The organism is Streptomyces sp. NPDC045678 (assembly GCF_056432085.1).
Genome location: NZ_JBWKJS010000008.1, coordinates 113,123 through 132,673, shown reverse-complemented (window position 1 = coordinate 132,673; position 19,551 = coordinate 113,123). Strand labels below are relative to the sequence as shown.

Sequence of the window (19,551 nt, the reverse complement as noted above, 5' to 3'; positions counted from 1 at the left end):
CGCCACTGACAATCGGTTCGAGCACGGGCAACCGTGCAGGTCAGGGCCGTGCGGAGGGCGATTGTCAGTGGCGTGGTGCACGGTGGACACATCTCCGGGCCAGATGCGTCCGGACGAGCTGGAGGGGGATCGCTCCATGACCGTTTCCGTCGACTCGACGACGTCCGCGACCGCGAATCCGACGGCGCCCGCGCCCGGTTCCGCCGACGGTGCGGAAGCGCTCAGGGCGCACGCCGAGGACGCCTTCGCCGCCGAACTCGCCGCGCTCGCCGCCCAGGACGACCGGCCGCGGCCGCAGCGGTGGAAGCTCTCGCCGTGGGCCGTCGCCACCTACCTGCTCGGCGGCACCCTGCCCGACGGCACGGTGATCACGCCGAAGTACGTGGGGCCGCGCCGCATCGTCGAGGTCGCCGTCACCACCCTCGCCACCGACCGCGCCCTGCTGCTGCTCGGCGTGCCCGGCACCGCCAAGACCTGGGTGTCCGAGCACCTCGCGGCCGCCGTCAGCGGCGACTCCACCCTGCTCGTGCAGGGCACGGCGGGCACGCCCGAGGAAGCGATCCGGTACGGCTGGAACTACGCTCAGCTGCTCGCCCACGGCCCCAGCCGCGACGCGCTCGTGCCCAGCCCCGTCATGCGGGCCATGGCGGAGGGGATGACGGCGCGCGTCGAGGAGCTGACCCGCATCCCCGCCGATGTGCAGGACACGCTGATCACGATCCTGTCGGAGAAGACACTGCCCATCCCTGAGCTGGGGCAGGAGGTGCAGGCCGTGCGCGGCTTCAACCTCATCGCGACGGCCAACGACCGCGATCGCGGCGTCAACGACCTGTCGAGCGCTCTGCGCCGCCGCTTCAACACGGTCGTCCTGCCGCTGCCGGAGAGCGCCGAGGCCGAGGTCGACATCGTCTCGCGCCGCGTCGACCAGATCGGCCGCTCCCTCGACCTGCCCGCGGGTCCCGAGGGCATCGACGAGATACGCCGTGTCGTCACCGTCTTCCGCGAACTGCGCGACGGCGTCACGGCGGACGGGCGTACGAAACTGAAGTCGCCCAGCGGCACCCTGTCCACGGCCGAGGCGATCTCCGTCGTCACCAACGGCCTCGCTCTGGCAGCCCACTTCGGAGACGGCGTGCTGCGCTCCGGTGACGTGGCGGCCGGCATTCTCGGCGCCGTCGTCCGCGACCCGGCGGCGGACCGCGTGATCTGGCAGGAGTACCTGGAGACGGTCGTGCGTGAGCGCGACGGCTGGAAGGACTTCTACCGCGCGTGCCGCGAGGTGAGCGCATGACGCGGGCGACGGAGGCGCGCGGGCAGGAACCGGAACCGTTGCTGCTCGGAGTGCGGCACCACGGCCCGGGCTCGGCGCGTGCCGTGCGGGCCGCGCTCGACGCGGGGCAGCCGGACGTCGTCCTCGTGGAGGGACCGCCGGAGGCCGATTCCCTGGTGGAGCTCGCCGCCGACGAGGGGATGCGGCCGCCGGTCGCGCTGCTCGCGCACGTGGTGGACGAGCCGGGCCGCTCGGCGTTCTGGCCGCTCGCCGGTTTCTCCCCGGAGTGGGTCGCCATCCGGTGGGCCCTCCGTCACGGGGTGCCGGTGCGGTTCATCGACCTGCCGGCAGCGCACTCGCTCGCCCTCCGCACGGAGGACGCGGGCGAGGCCGAAGAGGAAGGGGCGGATGGGGAGGAAGGGGAGGACGAGGGGAAGGAGGGCGTGCGGGTCGATCCCCTCGGCGTGCTCGCCGAGACCGCCGGTTACGACGATCCCGAACGCTGGTGGGAGGACGTCGTCGAGCACCGGGGGACGGCCGACGACGCGTTCGCGCCGTTCGAGGCGCTGGGCGAGGCGATGGGAGCACTGCGCGAGGCCTACGGATACGGGGGCCACGGCCGTGACCTGGTGCGTGAGGCGTACATGCGGCTCCAGGTAAGGGCCGCGCAGAAGGAGTTCGGGCCCGAGCGGGTCGCTGTGGTCTGCGGAGCCTGGCACGTTCCCGCACTGCTCCGGAAGACCACCGTGGCCGCCGACCGGGCTCTCCTCAAGGGGCTGCCCAAGGTCAAGGCCGAGATGACGTGGGTGCCGTGGACCCACCGCAGGTTGTCGCGCGCCAGCGGATACGGCGCGGGGATCGCCTCCCCCGGCTGGTACGCCCACCTGTTCTGTGCACCCGACCGGCCCGTGGAGCGCTGGATGACGAAGGTCGCCCGGCTGCTGCGCGACGAGGACAGGCTCGTCTCGTCCGCGCACGTCATCGAGGCGGTGCGGCTCGCCGACACGCTGGCCGCGATGCGGGGCCGGCCGTTGGCCGGGCTCACGGAGACCACCGATGCCGTGCGGGCGGTGATGTGCGAGGGCTCCGACGTACCGCTCGCGCTCGTGCACGACAAGCTCGTCGTCGGGGACGTGCTGGGCGAGGTGCCCGACGGGGCGCCCGCGGTCCCGTTGCAGCGCGACCTCACCAAGCTGCAGCGCAGGCTGCGGCTCAAGCCGGAGGCGCTGCAGCGGGAGTTGGAGCTCGACCTCCGCAAGGAGACGGACGCCGCCCGCAGCAGGCTGCTGCACCGGCTGCGGCTCCTGGGCGTCGCCTGGGGCGAGCCGACGGCGTCCCGTGGAAGCACGGGGACGTTCCGGGAGACCTGGCGGCTGCGGTGGGAGCCGGAACTCGCCGTGCGGGTCGCCGAGGCGGGGGTGTGGGGGACCACGGTTCTGGGTGCGGCCACGGGAAAGGCGTCCTCCGACGCGGTGGACGCGGGGGCGCTCGCCGATGTCACCGCACTCGCCGAGCGGTGCCTGCTGGCTGCGCTGCCGGACGCGTTGCCCGTGGTGATGCGGGTCCTTGCGGACCGTGCGGCGCTGGACGCGGACGTCGGGCATCTCGCGCAGGCGCTTCCCGCCCTGGTGCGGTCACTCCGGTACGGGGATGTCCGGGGGACCGGCACGGAGGCCCTCGGCGAGGTCGCCCTCGGGCTCGCCGAGCGGATCTTCGTCGGACTGCCGCCCGCGTGCGCGGGGCTGGACGCGGATGCGGCTCTGGAGATGCGGCGGCATGTCGATGCGGTGCAACAGGCGGTGGGGCTGCTCGGGGAACTCGGTACGGCTTTCGGCGCGGGCAGTGGTGCGGGCGTCGGTACGAGGGCGGCGCAGGGGGTTCGCGCCCGGTGGTACTCCGTGCTGAGGACGCTCGCCGAGCGGGAGTCCGTCGCCGGAGTCGTGCGGGGGCGGTGCGTGCGACTGCTGCTGGACGGCGGGGAACTGGGGGACGAGGAAGTCGCCCGCCTCATGGGGCTCGCGCTGTCCCGGGGGAGTGCGCCGGCCGAAGGGGCCGCCTGGATCGAGGGGTTCGTCGGGGGCGGCTCCGGGGGCGGGATGCTGCTCGTGCACGACGAGCGGCTCCTGGGGCTGGTCGACGACTGGCTGTGCGGGGTGTCGGACAGCGCCTTCACCGACGTACTGCCGTTGCTGCGACGCACGTTCTCGGCGTACGAGCCGGGGGTGCGGCGGACGTTGGGCGAGTTGGTGCGGCGGGGGCCGACGGGACGGCCTGCCGGTAACGGCATCGGGGGTGGGGCCGGGCCGGGCGCGGGACTGCCCGGTTTCGGCACGGAGATCGACCCCACGCGCGCGGACGCCGTCGCGCCGATCGTCCGCCTGCTTCTGGGTCTGCCGACGGACGCTGGGGCTGGTGCTGGGGGAGAGGCGGAACCGGAAGCGGAGGAGAGGGCGGAAGTGGAGGAGAGGGCGCGGGCGGTGGGGGCTGTCGGTAACGACTGTGTGGGGGTGGCGGGATGAACGGGGTGGCTGGGGTGGCCGGGGTGTCTGACGGGATTGGCGTGGTCGGGGGCGAGCCGGAAGCCGGTGTCAGGGCCGGAGCCGAAGCCTGGGTTGGAGCCGAGGGCGGGGTCGGGACCGACGCCGGGACTAGGACCGAGGGCGGAGGCGGAGCCGAAGCCGGGACTGGGGGCGGGGGCAGGGGCGGAGTTGAAAGTGGGGCTGGGGTTGGGGCTGGGCTCCAAGCCGGAGCCGGAGCCGGAGCCGGAGCCGGAGCCGGAGCCGGAGCCGGAGTCGGAGCCGGAGTCGGGGCTGGAGTCGGAGTCGGGGCTGTGGGGATTGGTGTGGAGGGGGAGCGGGGGCGGCGGTGGCGGCTTGTGTTGGGGGGTGAGGGTGGCGATGGGACGGGGTGTGTGCTTCAGGGACGGGACGCGGCGATGGACGCCGCCCTCGGGGCGCTGTACGGGGGCGCGGGGGAGAAGGACGACAGGGGGCGGCGGGAGCGGTCGGCGGGGCTGGGGGCGTCCGCGCCGTCCGTGGCGCGCTGGCTCGGGGACATCCGGACGTACTTCCCCTCGTCCGTCGTGCAGGTGATGCAGCGGGACGCCATCGACCGGCTGGGGCTCTCCACGCTCCTCCTGGAACCCGAGATGCTGGAGGCCGTCGACGCGGACGTGCACCTGGTGGGCACGCTGCTCTCCCTCAACAAGGCCATGCCGGAGACGACCAAGGAGACCGCGCGGGCCGTCGTGCGCAAGGTCGTCGAGGACCTGGAGAAGCGCCTCGCGACGCGGACCCGCTCCACGCTCAGCGGCGCGCTCGACCGCAGCGCCCGCGTCAGCAGGCCGCGCCACCACGACATCGACTGGAACCGCACCATCGCGGTCAACCTCAAGAACTACCTGCCGGAGCACCGGACGGTCGTCCCCGAGCGGCTCATCGGGTACGGGCGGGCGTCCAGGTCGGTGAAGAAGGAGGTCATCCTCTGCATCGACCAGTCCGGGTCGATGGCCGCGTCCGTCGTCTACGCCTCGGTGTTCGGGGCCGTGCTCGGTTCCATGCGGTCGCTCGACACCCGGCTCGTCGTCTTCGACACGAACGTCGTCGACCTGACCGACCAGCTCGACGACCCCGTGGACGTGCTGTTCGGGACGCAGCTCGGCGGCGGTACCGACATCAACCGTGCCCTCGCGTACTGCCAGTCGCAGATCACCCGGCCCGCCGACACGGTCGTGGTCCTCATCAGCGACCTCTACGAAGGCGGCATCCGCGACGAGATGCTGAAGCGGGTCGCGGCGATGAAGGCGTCCGGGGTGCAGTTCGTGACGCTGCTCGCGCTCTCCGACGAGGGGACACCCGCGTACGACCGCGAGCACGCGGCGGCGCTCGCGGCCCTGGGCGCGCCGGCCTTCGCCTGCACGCCCGACCTCTTCCCGGAGGTGATGGCCGCGGCGATCGAGAAGCGCCCCCTGCCGATACCCGACACGGTCACCTGATCGCGGGAGCAATCGGAGCGAAATCGCGGGAGCAACCGGAGCAAACGAGGGGTGTCCGACGCCACAGAGGCCGCCCGGCCACCACGACGGCCGCGGATTTTGCCGCGGTGACCACGTGATCTGTGACCGTCATCACCGCCCAAATGTGATCTGTGATTTAGGGACCTACGTCCCGCGGCGATAACCTGCGAGACGGACATGCCGCGTACCGGACTCCGTCCTACGCCTCCCTTGTGACAGCGCAGTCACGTTGCCCTCCGCGGCACGCCCACGCAGACAGCTGACACCAAAGCAGCGAGATCGCAGCGAGATCACGGAAAAGGGACGGACGCGCGTGGACCTGTTCGAGTACCAGGCGAGGGACCTCTTCGCCAAGCACGGTGTACCGGTGCTGGCCGGTGAAGTCATCGACACGCCTGAGGCGGCGCGCGAGGCCACCGAACGCCTTGGCGGCAAGTCGGTCGTCAAGGCACAGGTGAAGGTCGGTGGCCGCGGCAAGGCCGGCGGCGTGAAGCTGGCGGCCGACGCGGACGAGGCCGTCGCCCGCGCGACGGACATCCTCGGCATGGACATCAAGGGCCACACGGTCCACAAGGTGATGATCGCCGAGCTGTCCCCGGAGATCGAGGCGGAGTACTACGTCTCGTACCTCCTCGACCGCACCAACCGCACCTTCCTGGCCATGGCGTCCGTACAGGGCGGCATGGACATCGAGGAGGTCGCCGAGAAGACCCCCGAGGCGCTCGCCAAGGTTCCGGTCGACTCCAACGAGGGCGTCACCATCGAGAAGGCCCGCGAGATCGTCGCCCAGGCGAAGTTCCCGGCCGACGTGGCCGAGGGCGTCGCCGAGGCCATGGTGACCCTGTGGGAGACCTTCGTCGCCGAGGACGCGCTCCTCGTCGAGGTCAACCCGCTGGTGAAGACCAAGGACGGCCGCATCCTGGCCCTGGACGGCAAGGTCTCGCTCGACGAGAACGCCGACTTCCGCCAGGCCGACCACGAGGCGCTCGAGGACAAGGACGCAGCCAACCCGCTCGAGGCTGCTGCCAAGGCCAAGGGCCTCAACTACGTCAAGCTCGAGGGCGAGGTCGGCATCATCGGTAACGGTGCCGGTCTGGTCATGTCGACCCTGGACGTCGTCGCGTACGCCGGTGAGAACCACGGCGGCGTGAAGCCCGCCAACTTCCTCGACATCGGTGGCGGCGCCTCCGCCGAGGTCATGGCGAACGGCCTGGAGATCATCCTCGGCGACCCGGACGTCAAGTCCGTCTTCGTCAACGTCTTCGGTGGCATCACCGCGTGCGACGAGGTCGCCAACGGCATCGTGCAGGCCCTGGAGCTGCTCGCCTCGAAGGGCGAGAAGGTCGAGAAGCCGCTGGTCGTGCGCCTCGACGGCAACAACGCGGAGCTGGGTCGCAAGATCCTGAGCGACGCCAACCACCCGCTCGTGCAGCGTGTGGACACCATGGACGGCGCGGCCGACAAGGCCGCCGAGCTCGCGGCCGCGAAGTAAGGGACGAGGGACAGAACAGCCATGGCTATCTTCCTCAACAAGGACAGCAAGGTCATCGTCCAGGGCATGACCGGTGCCACGGGCATGAAGCACACCAAGCTCATGCTGGGTGACGGCACGAACATCGTCGGCGGTGTGAACCCGCGCAAGGCCGGCACGTCCGTCGACTTCGACGGCACCGAGGTCCCGGTCTTCGGCTCCGTCAAGGAGGCCATGGAGAAGACGGGCGCGAACGTCTCCGTCCTCTTCGTGCCGCCGGCCTTCTCCAAGGCCGCCGTCGTCGAGGCGATCGACGCGGAGATCCCCCTCGCCGTCGTCATCACCGAGGGCATCGCCGTCCACGACTCCGCCGCCTTCTGGGCGTACGCGAAGTCGAAGGGCAACAAGACCCGCATCATCGGCCCGAACTGCCCCGGTCTCATCACCCCGGGCCAGTCGAACGCCGGCATCATCCCGGGCGACATCACGAAGCCGGGCCGCATCGGCCTGGTCTCGAAGTCCGGCACGCTGACGTACCAGATGATGTACGAGCTCCGTGACATCGGCTTCTCCTCGGCCGTCGGCATCGGTGGCGACCCGGTCATCGGTACGACGCACATCGACGCCCTCGAGGCGTTCGAGGCCGACCCCGACACCGACCTGATCGTCATGATCGGTGAGATCGGCGGCGACGCCGAGGAGCGTGCGGCGGACTTCATCAAGGCGAACGTGACGAAGCCGGTCGTCGGCTACGTCGCGGGCTTCACGGCGCCCGAGGGCAAGACGATGGGCCACGCGGGCGCCATCGTCTCCGGCTCCTCCGGCACGGCTGCCGCGAAGAAGGAGGCCCTCGAGGCCGCCGGCGTGAAGGTCGGCAAGACGCCGACCGAGACGGCGAAGCTGGCTCGCGAGATCCTGGCGGGCTGACGTCCGTCGGTTGAGCAGTGTGTAAGCGGGCCCGCACCTTTGAGGTGCGGGCCCGCTTCTCTGTGCCGCCGCTTGTTCTTCTTCGGCCGCGGGAGGGCGGGGGCTTGTCGCGCAGTTCCCCGCGCCCCTCACAGCGTCCGGCTACCTTGCCTGGGGTGTCAGGCGCTCCTGGCCGTTGGGGAGTTCCGCTCGGAGCTTCTCGCGGAGGGTGGTGTCCTCGTAGGTGAGGGGGCCCGGGCCCATGCGGGGTGGGACGCCGCTGATGGCGCGGCCGGGGGCCTGCGGGGGTTCGTAGTGGGTGGGGGCGTTCTTCAGGGTCAGGGCCGTCGCCCCGATGATCAGCGCCGTGAACGCGATGGCCGCGCGGGTCCAGAAGCGGGCCCGGTACTCGCTGCCGGTGCGGACGCGGTCGGCCTTCGGCAGCCGCAGCTTCTCGGCGCTGCCGACCTCGGCGAGACGCAGGTGGAGCGCCTCGGGGTCCGCCAGGTCGGGCAGCCGCTCGGCGATCGTCTCGCGCGCGTGCAGGATGCGGTTCGCGGTGGCGGGCGTGCTCGCCTCCGTCTCGGCCGCGGTCTCGGGCAGGTCCAGGCCGATGCCGTCGTAGAGCATCAGAGCGCGGCGCTGCGCGGGCGGCAGGCTGAGCAGCACGTCCAGGAAGGCGCGGTCGGCCTGCTGGGCGGGCGGGGCGTCCGGGTGGCGCTGGCTGGGGCGGAAGCGGTGCCAGGGGGACATCGCGTACTCGTACGCCGCCGCGCGGACCCACCCCGCCGGGTCCCGGTCGACCGCCACCTCCGGCCAGCGCTGCCACGCCAGCTGGAAGGCGCGCTCCACCGACTCGTGGGCGAGACCGCGCCGCCCGGTGAGCAGATACGTCTGGCGTACGAGGCCGGGGGCGCAGTGGGCGCAGAGGGCGTCGAAGGCCTGGGCGGCGGTGAGGTCCGGGGATCTGGTGGCCCGGGGGCGCGTCACACGGACCGGGAGCGGGCGGATGTGGCCGTTGGCGGCGGGGACGGCGGGTGTCATGGGGGTCGGGGTCAGCGGCTTCGCCGCTCGCTTGGCTGCCGGTTGCGGTCGTGAAGTCGACTTGGCGCCGTGGGTGGGCTTTGTTCGCACAGGGTGTGAGTGCGTGTGCGTGCGCGTGGCGGGGGTGGGGGGAGTTGAGGGTGGCGTGGTCTTGGTTACGGTCTCCGCGAAGGTCGTCTTGTGTTCCTCCGTCATCCCCGTCCGCTCTCCCGAGCTCCCCTTCACGTTTGCGTTCGCGTATACGTTCAGGAGCTTCGCGTATGTCTCGCGCTTGCGGCCGCGCGGGTTGGTGCGGCCCGTCTCCCAGGAGCGGACCGTTTCGCGGGTGACGCCGATCTTCGCCGCGAGATCGGCGTGGCTCAGCGACTTCGCCTCGCGCAGCCTGCGGCGTTCCTTGGGGGGCGGCAGAGGCGTGGCAGGGCTCTGGGGCATCTCGGAATCTCCGCACCGTGGGCCGACGTACGGCGGGCGTGCCGGGCGGAGCCGACCTGCCGTACGAAAAAGTACATAAACGTATATTGGGCGACACATCCGATATTCGCCTGTTACGGGAAGAAAGCGCGTGTCGTTGGGAGCATGGCCGGGTGACCCAGACGACCGATCCCCACGCTTCGTCGCCGCCCGTGGAACCGTTGCGCGGACGGGCCCGCGACCGTTCTCCCGCCCTGGCCACCTGCGTGCTGGGCGGGGCCGTCGCCGCGGGCCTGGGGCTCGGCTCGTTCGCCGTACTGGTGATGGTGCTGTGGATCAGCTCGCCCTACCCGGACAGCGGGCCCGACGGGGCCTTGCACGTCGCGGCGGGGCTGTGGCTCCTCGCGCACGGCACGGAGCTGATCAGGACGGACACGCTCTCCGGTGCGCCCGCGCCGATCGGGGTGACGCCGCTGCTTCTCGTCGTCCTGCCGACCTGGCTGCTGCACCGGGCGGCGCGGGACGCGGCGTCGCCGGAGGAGCGCGGGCACGCGGCGCGTACGGCGTGGTCCGGGGTGGTGGCCGGGTACCTGCTGGTCGGCGTGGCCGCGGCGCTGTACGCGACGGGCGGTGAGCTGCGGCCCGACTGGCTCAGCGCGGCCGTGCACGTGCCGGTGCTGGCGGCGGGGGCGGCGGGGCTCGGGGTGTGGACGGCGCGCGGTCGTCCGCGCGGGCCGCTGCCGGTGTTCCTGCGCCGCCCTCTCGCCGCCCTGCCCGGCGGGGTACGCGGCTTTCTCCGGGCCGCTCTCGTACGTGGCTTCCTCGCCCGGCGCCTCACGGTGACCGTCGTGCGGGCCGGGGCGGCGGCCATGGGGGTCCTCGTCGGGGGCGGGGCGCTGCTCGTCGCGGTGTCGCTGGTGCTGCACGCAGGGCCGGTGCAGACGTCGTTCATGCAGGTCACGGACGTGTGGTCGGGGCGGCTCGCAGTATTTCTGCTGGCCCTGGCACTGGTGCCGAACGCCGCGGTGTGGGGCGCCTCCTACGGTCTCGGGCCCGGCTTCGTACTCGGCACGGGAACCGTCGCCGGTCCGCTCACGGCGGGCTCGGCACCGCTGCTGCCCCCTTTCCCGCTGCTCGCGGCGCTGCCGTCGCCGGGCCCCGGCTCACCGCTGACCTGGGTGTCCGCGGCGGTGCCCGTGTGCGCGGGGCTCGCGGTCGCCTGGGGGACGGTCCACGAGGCGGCGCCCGCCCACGGTGACCGGAAAGAGGCGTGGTCCCGGGCCCGCACCGCTGGGGGCGCGGCGCTAGCGGCGGTGGTGTGCGGGCTGTCGACGGCAGCGCTCGCGGCCCTGGCGGGCGGCCCGATGGGCGTGGCGGTCCTGTCCGACTTCGGTCCGGTGTGGTGGCAGACGGGAGCGGCGGCGCTGGGTTGGTCGCTGCTGCTCGGGGTGCCGGCGGCACTGTGCCTTCGAGGGTGGCGACTGCGGAAGGGGCGCGCGGTGGGCGGGGAACGGGAGCTGTCCGCGCTCCGGGTGCCGGTCTCCGGTGAGGAGCGGGAGACGGGTGACGCGGAGCAGCGGCTGCCGGGTGAGCAGGGGCGGGCTCGGCCGTCGTGGCTCAGGTTGCCGTCGTTGCCGTCGTTGCCGTCATTGCCGTCGTGGCGGCTGCGGCTGCCGCGGCCCCGGAGGTCGCCGCTGCGCGCACAGACGGCCGAGTCTGTCGTAGACGCCACCCCCGCTGACGCCCCCGCGGACGCCCTCGTGAACCAGCCGGTCGGCGAACAGGCCGGCACACCGGAGCCGACCGGAAGCCCCGCCCCTGACACACCAAAGGCCCCTGACACGCCAAAGGTCCTTGACGCACCGAACGCCCCTTACACCCCGGACGTGCCGGACTCCCCGCCCCCGCCGCCCGCTCCGCCCACCTGGCACGACGAAGCCGCCCGTGAAGCTCGCTGGCAGGCGCTGAAGGAGGAGGGGGACCGGCTTTGGGAGCGGCGGATGCCGCCCCCGGATTCACCCTGACGTCCTGCGCCCAGGACTTACGTCAGCCCTGACCTCAGCCCTGACCTCAGTCCTGACTTCAGCCCTGACCTCAGTCCTGCTCCCCCAGCAACGGTCGCAGCTGCTTCGGCAGCAAGTCCTCGCAGGACGACTTCGACGCGCTCGTCAGCGCGTCGTCCACGCACGTGTAGTAGTCCCGGTACACCAGCTGCGCCGTGAACGTCCCGGCCACCATCAGGAGCGCCAGCGCGCCCGTCACCAGGCCGCTGATCGCGGCCGTCGTCTGCGGCCTCGTGCTGGTCGCCGCCGGCTCGGGCTGAGGCGGGCGGGCGGCCGCAGGCATGGCGGGAGTCGCGGGAGTCGCGGGTGGGGCCGGAGCGGTCGTGGCCGACGGCGCGGAGGACGCGGGCGCCGCCGTCGGGTCCGGCCTGCGCGGCTTCGCGCGCAGGGACTGGATCGCCCACATCGCCGCGAGCGCGCCGAGCAGCAGCGCCACGTACCGCCAGCCGAACAGGGCGAAGAAGAAGCCCCACATGCCGGAGAGCAGGGCGTACCGCGCGCGGCGCTGGGCCGGGTCCGTCGGGTCCCAGCGCATGCCGCCACCGTTGCCGCCCGGCGTCGAGGGGTCCTCCTTGCCGGGGCCGTTCTGCTGGCGGGGGCGGTCGCCGAACCCGCCCTGCGAGCGGCCGGGCTGACGGTCGCTCCACTGGCTGCCCCACGGGGACCCGTGACCGCCGCCACCGGAGTCGTCGCCGTCAGGGGCGGAGTCGCCCGAGGGACGGCGCGGCTGCCACGGCCGGTCCGGTGTCCCCTCCGGCGGCGGAGCGAAGGGGTTGTCGTCGTCCTTGCCCGTTCCCTGGGCACCGGGGCCCCGGGACTCGGGTCCCTGGGATTCCGGGTCCTGCGGCGGAGACGAAGGGCGGCTACGGTCCGGCATCAGGTGTGCGTCTTCCCCTTGGTAGGGCCGTGGCGGAGCCGTTGCACGGCTCGACAACGCGGCGTTCTTCGGTATTCAGGCGCTTCCCCACAGACGCTACCTTCCGCCCGCGCCCCCGTCCCGTGAGGGGCGGTTCCGTGTGCCGGTATCGTTGCTGGCGGTCGGCCGCTTCGTAGGGTTCCCCGTATCGCGGGCCTCGAAGCCTTCGTACGACCGTACAAAGGCATCCTCCGAGAAAGGGCCCCGCTGTGGCCAAGAGCGCCGTGGTCGCGCGCCCCGTCAAGCGCCTCGTCGTGCTGGTGTCCGGGTCGGGCACGAATCTCCAGGCCCTGATCGACACCATCCGCGCCGAGGGTGCGGAGAGCTATGGCGCCGAGATCGTCGCCGTGGGCGCCGACCGCGACGGCATCGCGGGCCTGGAGCGCGCCGAGCGCGCGGGCGTCCCCACCTTCGTCTGCCGGGTGAAGGACCACGCGACCCGCGACGAGTGGGACGCTGCCCTGGCGGAGGCGACGGCCGCGCACGACCCCGACCTGGTGGTCTCCGCCGGGTTCATGAAGATCGTGGGGAAGGAGTTCCTCGCGCGCTTCGGCGGGCGGTTCGTGAACACGCACCCCGCGCTGCTGCCCAGTTTCCCGGGGGCCCACGGCGCTCGCGACGCGCTCGCGTACGGCGTGAAGGTCACCGGCTGCACCGTCCACTTCGTCGACGACGGCGTCGACACCGGCCCGATCATCGCCCAGGGCGTGGTCGAGGTCCGGGACGAGGACGACGAGAGCGCTCTGCACGAGCGCATCAAGGAAGTCGAGCGCACGCTGCTCGTCGATGTCGTGGGGCGTCTGGCCCGGCACGGCTACCGCATTGAGGGACGAAAGGTTCTTATCCCGTGACCGCCGAAGCTACGAACGCCGCGAACGCGAACGACGCGAACGCGAACGCCGCGCAGCGCCCCATCAGGCGCGCGCTCGTCAGCGTCTACGACAAGACCGGCCTGGAAGAGCTCGCGCGCGGGCTGCACGAGGCGGGCGTCGAGCTCGTCTCCACCGGTTCGACCGCCTCCAGGATCGCCACCGCCGGGGTGCCCGTCACCAAGGTCGAGGAGCTCACCGGCTTCCCCGAGTGCCTGGACGGCCGGGTCAAGACCCTGCACCCGAAGGTCCACGCCGGCATCCTCGCCGACCTGCGCCTCGAGGACCACCGGCAGCAGCTCGCGGAGCTCGGCGTCGAGCCTTTCCAGCTCGTCGTCGTGAACCTGTATCCCTTCAAGGAGACCGTCGCCTCCGGGGCCACCCCCGACGAGTGCGTCGAGCAGATCGACATCGGCGGCCCCTCGATGGTCCGCGCCGCCGCCAAGAACCACCCCTCGGTCGCGGTCGTCACCGACCCGCGGCGGTACGCCGACGTGCTCGCCGCGGTCAAGGCCGGCGGCTTCGACCTGACGGCGCGCAAGCGGCTCGCGGGAGAAGCGTTCCAGCACACGGCCGCGTACGACGTGGCGGTGGCGAGCTGGTTCGCCGCGGACTACGCCGCCGCGGACGACTCCGGTCACCCCGGCTTCCTCGGTGCCACGTACGAGCGCAAGAACGTGCTCCGCTACGGCGAGAACCCCCACCAGGGCGCCGCTCTCTACGTCGACGGCACGGGCGGCCTCGCCGAGGCCGAGCAGCTGCACGGCAAGGAGATGTCGTACAACAACTTCACGGACACGGACGCCGCGCGCCGTGCCGCGTACGACCACGACGAGCCCTGCGTCGCGATCATCAAGCACGCCAACCCGTGCGGCATCGCGATCGGCGCGAACGTCGCCGAGGCGCACCGCAAGGCGCACGCCTGCGACCCGCTCTCCGCGTTCGGCGGCGTCATCGCCGTGAACCGCCCGGTCTCCAAGGAGATGGCGGAGCAGGTCGCCGAGATCTTCACCGAGGTCATCGTCGCGCCGGAGTACGAGGACGGCGCTCTCGAAGTCCTCACGAAGAAGAAGAACATCCGCGTCCTGCGCGCCCATCGGGCGCCGTCCAACGCGGTCGAGGTCAAGCAGATCGACGGCGGCGCGCTGCTCCAGGTCACCGACCGTCTCCAGGCCGACGGCGACGACCCCGCCAACTGGACGCTCGCCACGGGCGACGCGCTCAACGCGGGTGAGCTCGCCGAGCTGGCCTTCGCCTGGAAGGCGTCCCGCGCGGTCAAGTCCAACGCGATCCTGCTCGCCAAGGACGGCGCCTCCGTCGGCGTCGGCATGGGCCAGGTCAACCGCGTCGACTCCGCGAAGCTCGCCGTCGAGCGGGCGGGCGAGGAGCGGGCCCGTGGCTCCTACGCCGCGTCCGACGCGTTCTTCCCCTTCCCCGACGGCCTGGAGATCCTGACGGCCGCGGGCGTCAAGGCCGTGGTGCAGCCGGGCGGTTCGGTCCGTGACGAGCTGGTGGTCGAGGCGGCGAAGAAGGCGGGCGTCACGATGTACTTCACGGGGACGCGGCACTTCTTCCACTGAGCGGACCCGGCCCGGGCCTGACGAGGGCCTGCTGCGGGCCTGACGTGAAAACGACGGTGGCCGCGCCCCTGGCGAGGGGCGCGGCCACCGTCGTACGTACCCGACTCGCTCAGTAGCGGGGGCGGTTGAACCAGGCGGTGCCGCTGGGGACCACGGGCGCCAGCGTGATGATGACGCCGAAGACGAGCCAGATCAGCGGGCCGATGATCGCGGAGGCGAGACCCGTGTCCAGGCCGACGAAGAGGTAGATCAGGCCGACGACGGCGCCGAGCGCCCCGTACACCACCGTGGTGATGCGCACGCCCTGGCCGCCGCGGCTGAACTTCACGCCGAGCGTGATCGACAGGGTGGCGAGACCCGCGACTATGAGCCCGAGGATGACGAACACGCCGGTCGCCGCGTCACCGATCCCCGCGTCGTCGAGGCCGAAGTCGTCGGCGCTGTCGGAGACGTCGTTGGCGATCGCGGCGAGGTAGAGGAAGCCGATCGCGCCCAGGATCTGCACCGCCGAGATCAGGAACAGGAAGACCCGCGCGGTGACCAGGAGCCCCGGCATCGACTGCTGCATCATGTTGCCGCCCGGGTAGCCGGGGTACGCCGGCTGCTGCGGGTAGCCGTAGGGCTGCTGCGGCGGGACGCCGGGCGGGCCCTGCTGGGGGTAGCCGTATCCGGGAGCGGCCGGGGGCTGCTGGGGCGGCTGCCCGTATGGGTTGTTCGGGTCGCCGTAACTCATGGCGGTCTTCCTCCGTCGGGTGGTGCGGGGACGACGCGGCACACCACGGAGGAAGGTTCTACAGATGCGGCCCGTCCCCCCGACACTGCCCGCGGCACTGTGCCGCACATCGTTCTTTAGGCATGGCTTATTTGTCCAGCCACATTCGGTATGTGTTGTGCAAGTGCAACCTCGCTGATCAGCGGGTGAACTCGCCGGGTGATCCGTTGTCGCGCCGGGGAAGCGCCCTGATTGGTACCGGGCGGGTCTCATCCGGGAAGATGGGGGCATGACCGCCCAGATTCTCGATGGCAAGGCCACCGCAGCCGCGATCAAGTCCGAACTGACCGCCCGCGTGGCGGCCCTGAAGGAGAAGGGCGTCACGCCCGGACTCGGTACCGTCCTGGTCGGCGACGACCCGGGCAGCCAGAAGTACGTCGCCGGAAAGCACCGCGACTGCGCGCAGGTCGGCATCGCCTCCATCCAGCGCGAACTGCCCGCCACCGCCTCCCAGGAGGAGATCGAGGCGGTCGTCCGCGAGCTCAACGAGGACCCGGCCTGCACCGGCTACATCGTCCAGCTCCCGCTCCCCAAGGGCATCGACGAGAACCGCGTCCTGGAGCTCATGGACCCGGACAAGGACGCCGACGGCCTGCACCCGATGAACCTCGGCCGTCTCGTCCTGAACGAGCCCGCGCCGCTGCCCTGCACCCCGTACGGGATCATCCGGCTGCTCCGGCGGCACGACGTGGAGATCAAGGGCGCCGAGGTCGTCGTGGTCGGCCGCGGCGTCACCATCGGCCGGCCCATGCCGCTCCTGCTCACCCGCAAGTCCGAGAACGCCACGGTCACCCAGTGCCACACCGGCACGCGTGACCTCGCCGCCCACCTCAAGCGTGCGGACATCATCGTGGCCGCCGCGGGCGTGCCGCACCTCATCAAGCCCGAGGACGTGAAGCCGGGCGCCGCCGTCCTGGACGTGGGCGTCTCCCGAGACGAGAACGGCAAGATCGTCGGCGATGTCCACCCGGGCGTCGCCGAGGTCGCGGGCTGGATCTCCCCGAACCCGGGCGGCGTCGGCCCGATGACCCGCGCCCAGCTCCTGGTGAACGTCGTCGAGGCCGCGGAACGCGCCGCGCGCTGAACAGGAGAGGGACGAGGGTGATGAGCGAGACCACGGGCCCGGAGGCCGAACCGGGCAGCACCCCGGAAGCCGGCCGGGGGAGCACCGCGGACGTTCCCCGGGCCAAGGGCGCCGTCAGCGCGCCGGGCCCGGACGGGCGGCCGCGGAAGGTGTCGCGCCGCTTCCCGCTGTTCACGCGTGACACCGCACGCCCCGAGGGCGGCGGCCGCGCCGCGGCGGGCGACGCGCCCGCCCCCGCCCGGCAGTGGCCGCTGCTCAGCGTCGTCTCGCTGGTCGGACTCGGGCTGCTGCTCACCGCGTTCGACGTGTTCCGTGTCGGCACGCTGCTGATCGGCATCGCCCTCATCGGCGGCGCCGCGCTGCGGTGGGCGCTGCCGGACGTCGGGATGCTCGCCGTGCGCTCCCGGTTCACGGACATGGTCACGTACGGGGTACTGGGCCTCGCCATCGCGCTCCTCGCGATGATGGCGCAGCCCGACCCCTGGCTGGTGATTCCGTTCCTGGACGACACGCTGCACTACACGATCTAGGGCGGCACGCTGCACTGAACGATCGAGGACGACGCGCGGCGCCACACGACCTGGAAAGACATCGCGCGACGGTGGCCCGTCCTCCCCCGAGGGGACGGGCCACCGCCATGCGGACCGGGCCTTCCCCCGTGCGGTTTCCCGACGGCCGCGGTCCTGTGGTGCTGGTTCCACAAACTACGGTCGCGCCGTCGCCCCCGTCGTCCCGCGCTGGTTTGAACTCCCCCTGCTCCTGCGGCGGTACACCGCCGGTTCCTACAACTTCCGCGGTACCGCGATTGGTTGACGTTCCGGCCCCCATATGCGCGTTACGCTGCGGCGATGCGGATCCGCCCCCTCGCTGTCGACGCATTGATCGCGGTCGCCCTGACCACGGTCGCCGTGCTGCTCGGCCAGGAGTCCGTCACACAGGGCTGGATCGCCCTCGACCCCCTGGGATACGCGCTGGTCGCGCTGGTCTGCCTGCCCGTCGCGGTCCGCAGCAGGGCTCCGCTCACCGTGCTGCTCGTCGTCCATCTGGCGTGGTTCGTCTACGTCACCGTCGGCTACTGGCCAGTGGTCGGCACCTTCGGACCCATGCTCACCGTCTACACGGTCGCCTCCCTCCGCTCTCCCCGCGTCTCCCTCGCCTGCACCGCGCTGATGGCCACTCTGTGGATCTACGCCGGCGCGATCAGCGAGGGCGCCTCGATGCCGTCCGTCGTCGGCCAGGCCGTCGGCTTCTCCCTCGTCCTGTGGCGCTTCGGGTACGTCGCCCGCAGGTCGGCCGAGCTCGCGCGACAGCTGAAGCGGGAGCAGGACGAACGCGCCCGCCGCGAGGTCGCGCAGGAGCGCGGACGCATCGCGCGTGAACTGCACGACGTGGTCGCCCACCACATGTCGGTGATCTCCGTGCAGGCGGGCCTCGCGACGTTCGTCTTCGGCTCCGACCCCGCGACGGCGCGCGCGGCGCTCGGCACCATATCCGGGACCAGCGGCGAAGCACTCGAAGAGCTCCGCCGCATGCTGCGCGTCCTGCGCGCCGAGGACGGCGACCGCGACGGCGACGCCCCCGGGGCCCCGATGCCTGGCCTGGCCCGCCTGGGCGACATGGTCGACCGGGTCCGCGCCGGGGGAGTCCCCGTCGAACTCCGGGTCACGGGGACACCGCGGCCGGTGGCGCCCGGCGTGGAACTGTGCGCGTACCGCGTGGTGCAGGAGGCGCTCACCAACGTACTGAAACACGCCCACGGAGCCGCCGCGACCGTCGAACTCGCCTACCGGCGCGGGCACATCGAGGTCTCGGTCACCAACGACGGGCAGGGGGTGATTCAGGACAGAGTGCGGACGGGCAGCGGACACGGCTTGATTGGGATGCGGGAGCGGGCCAAGCTCTACGGCGGGGCGATCAGTATCGGTCCGCTGAGCGAGGGGGGATTCGCCGTGCGACTCACCCTGCCGACCTCGGCGCGGGCCGCGGCGCGGGGGGACGACGCAACGGAATGAGCCGGGTGACCGGATGAGCTCACGTATCAGGGTGCTCGTCGTCGACGACCAGTTCCTCATCCGCGCGGGGCTGGTGGGGCTGCTGCGCGCCGCGCCCGGCATCGAGGTCGTGGGAGAGGCGGGCGACGGCGAGGAGGCCGTGGCGCTCGCCGCGCAGACCTGCCCCGACGTCGTCCTCATGGACATCCGGATGCCGGGCATGAACGGCATCACGGCCACCGCGAAGATCCTGGAGCAGGCGGGCGAACCGGCGCCGCGCGTGCTTGTCCTGACGACGTTCGACCTCGACGAGTACGTGTACGGGGCGCTGCGGGCCGGCGCGTCCGGGTTCCTGCTCAAGGACTCCGGGCCCGAGCGGCTGCTCGCGGCCGTGGCGGCGGTCGGCGGCGGCGACGCCCTCTTCGCGCCCAGCGTGACGCGGCGCCTCGTCGAGGCGTTCGCCCGGCAGACGGCGGGTCCCCGGCGCCGACGACGCGGAGACGCCGCCCGACCTCGGGGTGCTGACCCTGCGCGAGGTCGAGGTCCTCAAGCTCATCGCGCGCGGCCTCACCAACGCGGACATCGCGCAGCGGCTCTACATCAGCGAGGCCACGGTCAAGACCCACCTCAACCGCACGATGAGCAAACTCGACCTGGACAGCAGGGCGCAGGCGGTGGTGGTGGCGTACGAGACGGGGCTCGTGACGCCGGGGGCGGGGCCGGGGGACGGTCCGTGATCACCCGCTGATCAGCAGGTGACGACCTTGCCGTAGGAGCCGCGGCCCCAGTTCCACTCCCACTGCTCGTTGTTCTGGTACGTCAGACACGGGGAGTCGCTGCCCCAGTCGATGACGACCTTCAGGTGCATGGCGTGGCCGCAGAGGTTGGTCACCTTCACGTACTTGCGGTGCTTGACGACGTCCCGCTTGACGCAGGCGGGCGCGGTGCCGGAGGTCGCGGCGGCCGAGGTCGCGGAGGCGGCGGCGGGCGTCGCCAGGGTGGCGCCGAGAAGGGCGGCTGCGGCGAGGACGCCGCCGGCGAGGCGCTGACGGTGCTTCATGTCGGGCTCCTAGGGGTCTCGGGTTCCGTGGAAAGCGAGTGCTGCGGGTGTCGCAGACGACTCTGCCGAGTGCGTGGGTTCCCAGGGCCGCAAGACATG

Annotated in this window: 15 protein-coding genes and 1 pseudogene; 12 read left to right on the top strand and 4 right to left on the bottom strand. The window is 72.1% G+C overall.

Annotated elements, in window-relative coordinates; all coding sequences use genetic code 11:
* The first annotated feature begins 136 nt into the window (after positions 1 to 136).
* From AC07DO_RS27160 to sucD, 5 genes are all read left to right on the top strand, one after another.
* Complete coding sequence (locus AC07DO_RS27160; protein ID WP_479063368.1) at positions 137 to 1,291, top strand: ATP-binding protein; 1,155 nt, start codon at positions 137 to 139, stop codon at positions 1,289 to 1,291.
* Entirely contained in the window at positions 1,288 to 3,789 is a 2,502-nt protein-coding gene (locus AC07DO_RS27155; protein WP_479063367.1) for a DUF5682 family protein, read from the top strand. Before AC07DO_RS27160 ends, AC07DO_RS27155 begins: the two co-directional genes overlap by 4 nt.
* A 311-nt stretch (positions 3,790 to 4,100) precedes the next feature.
* On the top strand, positions 4,101 to 5,264 hold the full coding sequence (locus tag AC07DO_RS27150) for a VWA domain-containing protein (RefSeq protein ID WP_479063366.1): 1,164 nt from the start codon (positions 4,101 to 4,103) through the stop codon (positions 5,262 to 5,264).
* A gap of 334 nt (positions 5,265 to 5,598) precedes the next feature.
* The gene (sucC, locus tag AC07DO_RS27145) at positions 5,599 to 6,777 is read left to right on the top strand and encodes an ADP-forming succinate--CoA ligase subunit beta (protein ID WP_479063365.1); all 1,179 of its coding nucleotides are present in this window, start codon (positions 5,599 to 5,601) and stop codon (positions 6,775 to 6,777) included.
* A gap of 21 nt (positions 6,778 to 6,798) precedes the next feature.
* Positions 6,799 to 7,683: a succinate--CoA ligase subunit alpha gene (sucD, locus tag AC07DO_RS27140; RefSeq protein WP_365363475.1), complete on the top strand. Its 885-nt coding sequence runs from the start codon at positions 6,799 to 6,801 to the stop codon at positions 7,681 to 7,683.
* Between the two features lie 141 nt (positions 7,684 to 7,824).
* Here sucD and AC07DO_RS27135 read toward each other — a convergent pair whose 3' ends face one another.
* Positions 7,825 to 9,138: a helix-turn-helix domain-containing protein gene (locus AC07DO_RS27135; RefSeq protein WP_479063364.1), complete on the bottom strand. Its 1,314-nt coding sequence runs from the start codon at positions 9,136 to 9,138 to the stop codon at positions 7,825 to 7,827.
* 152 nt (positions 9,139 to 9,290) lie between these two features.
* Between AC07DO_RS27135 and AC07DO_RS27130 the strand changes: the two genes are divergently transcribed.
* A complete protein-coding gene (locus AC07DO_RS27130; protein WP_479063363.1) occupies positions 9,291 to 11,141 on the top strand; it encodes a cell division protein PerM in 1,851 nt (616 codons plus the stop codon).
* 70 nt (positions 11,142 to 11,211) lie between these two features.
* Here the strand turns inward: AC07DO_RS27130 and AC07DO_RS27125 are convergent, their stop codons facing one another.
* A complete protein-coding gene (locus AC07DO_RS27125; protein WP_479063362.1) occupies positions 11,212 to 12,057 on the bottom strand; it encodes a hypothetical protein in 846 nt (281 codons plus the stop codon).
* A 263-nt stretch (positions 12,058 to 12,320) separates the two neighbouring features.
* On the opposite strand from AC07DO_RS27125, the gene purN reads away from it, so the two are divergent.
* Positions 12,321 to 12,947, top strand: coding sequence for a phosphoribosylglycinamide formyltransferase (gene purN, locus AC07DO_RS27120; RefSeq protein WP_479063648.1), 627 nt, complete (start codon positions 12,321 to 12,323; stop codon positions 12,945 to 12,947).
* The gene (gene purH, locus AC07DO_RS27115) at positions 12,944 to 14,545 is read left to right on the top strand and encodes a bifunctional phosphoribosylaminoimidazolecarboxamide formyltransferase/IMP cyclohydrolase (protein ID WP_479063361.1); all 1,602 of its coding nucleotides are present in this window, start codon (positions 12,944 to 12,946) and stop codon (positions 14,543 to 14,545) included. The genes purN and purH overlap by 4 nt, the downstream gene beginning before the upstream one ends.
* A 109-nt stretch (positions 14,546 to 14,654) precedes the next feature.
* Here purH and AC07DO_RS27110 read toward each other — a convergent pair whose 3' ends face one another.
* Positions 14,655 to 15,278, bottom strand: coding sequence for a hypothetical protein (locus AC07DO_RS27110; protein WP_479063360.1), 624 nt, complete (start codon positions 15,276 to 15,278; stop codon positions 14,655 to 14,657).
* Positions 15,279 to 15,546: 268 nt separating this feature from the next.
* Here AC07DO_RS27110 and AC07DO_RS27105 point away from each other — a divergent pair, with 268 nt between their 5' ends.
* From AC07DO_RS27105 to AC07DO_RS27090, 4 genes and pseudogenes are all read left to right on the top strand, one after another.
* Positions 15,547 to 16,401 (top strand): bifunctional methylenetetrahydrofolate dehydrogenase/methenyltetrahydrofolate cyclohydrolase, encoded by an 855-nt coding sequence (locus AC07DO_RS27105; protein ID WP_150171239.1) that lies wholly within the window; start codon positions 15,547 to 15,549, stop codon positions 16,399 to 16,401.
* A gap of 20 nt (positions 16,402 to 16,421) precedes the next feature.
* A complete protein-coding gene (locus AC07DO_RS27100; protein WP_479063359.1) occupies positions 16,422 to 16,931 on the top strand; it encodes a DUF3017 domain-containing protein in 510 nt (169 codons plus the stop codon).
* Positions 16,932 to 17,249: 318 nt separating this feature from the next.
* Positions 17,250 to 18,413, top strand: coding sequence for a sensor histidine kinase (locus tag AC07DO_RS27095; RefSeq protein ID WP_479063358.1), 1,164 nt, complete (start codon positions 17,250 to 17,252; stop codon positions 18,411 to 18,413).
* Positions 18,414 to 18,426: 13 nt separating this feature from the next.
* Positions 18,427 to 19,129, top strand: a pseudogene (locus tag AC07DO_RS27090) (response regulator).
* Positions 19,130 to 19,140: 11 nt separating this feature from the next.
* On the opposite strand, the gene AC07DO_RS27085 reads toward AC07DO_RS27090, so the two are convergent.
* Entirely contained in the window at positions 19,141 to 19,452 is a 312-nt protein-coding gene (locus AC07DO_RS27085) for a hypothetical protein (protein WP_479063357.1), read from the bottom strand.
* Positions 19,453 to 19,551: the final 99 nt, after the last annotated feature.